The 826-nt window shown below is 70.9% G+C and carries 1 protein-coding gene; it reads right to left on the reverse strand.

The genetic code is table 11. The annotated features are described in order from the left end of the window. Window positions 1-236: 236 nt before the first annotated feature. Window positions 237-512 (reverse strand): hypothetical protein, encoded by a 276-nt coding sequence (locus tag FV223_RS28885; RefSeq protein ID WP_147730029.1) that lies wholly within the window; start codon window positions 510-512, stop codon window positions 237-239. Window positions 513-826 lie beyond the last annotated feature (314 nt).

Below are 826 nucleotides of genomic sequence, written 5' to 3' on the forward strand. Positions count from 1 at the left end.
CCGCGGCGTCCCGGCCGAGGGCGCGGATGCATCGTCGAAGCTCAGCGCGGCCCCTCTCCCGCTGGGGAGAGGGGGACCGCGTCCTCTTCGGCTCGCGAGAACGATGGGCGCCGTCCGTCAGAGCGCCATCGGAACGCTGACGGAGCCGTAGGCGGTGACGACGAGGCCGCAGACGAAGGCGCCGATCATCGCGTCGTCGAACAGCGTCATGGTCTCGATCCCGGTCCGCTTCCCGCTCAGCAACGGCTGCCGCCGCTGGTCTGGCCGTACTGCCTCACCGGCCGGGTCTGCCGGTTGGCGTCGCCCTCGCTCGCCGAGCTCGGCACGCACCCGCCGGTGCGCGGCGTGCCGTCGACGCCGATCCCGACCGAACCCGTGGTCAGGTCGTCAGAGGGGGACGGCGGCGCGAAGCGGTCGACGGGGGCCTCGTAGCTGAACGCGCGCGCGGACGAGACGGGGGCGGAAACGCCGATGACGAGAGCGGCCGCGACGGCAACGAAACGCAACGTCATGAGGATAGAAGACGCCTTCCAGCAATACAGGCCGCCGGTTCGGCACGGTCTGATCTTGCGTCAAGCTTATATGGATCGCCCCTGACCCTCACGACGTGATGGGCTCCACGCGGCACGGCGGATGAAACGCTGGGCCGGATCGGGACGATCGCGTCACGACGATCCGGCGGGTGGCTTCGGGAGGGCGGATCCGGGCTTCGCGGGCTTGCCGGATCCGGCCTCCCTTCGATCGCGCGAGAACCGTGTCAGGGCTTGAAGTAGGGCCGTGCGACGACCGGCGACGCATCGCCGGGCCGGACGCGCGCGGCGTGCAC

This window comes from Methylobacterium sp. WL116, from assembly GCF_008039455.1.
Lineage (GTDB): Bacteria > Pseudomonadota > Alphaproteobacteria > Rhizobiales > Beijerinckiaceae > Methylobacterium.

Bases quoted from the DNA above. Each gene is read 5' to 3' on its own strand.
- FV223_RS28885 (WP_147730029.1), bottom strand. From the start codon at position 512: ATGACGTTGCGTTTCGTTGCCGTCGCGGCCGCTCTCGTCATCGGCGTT.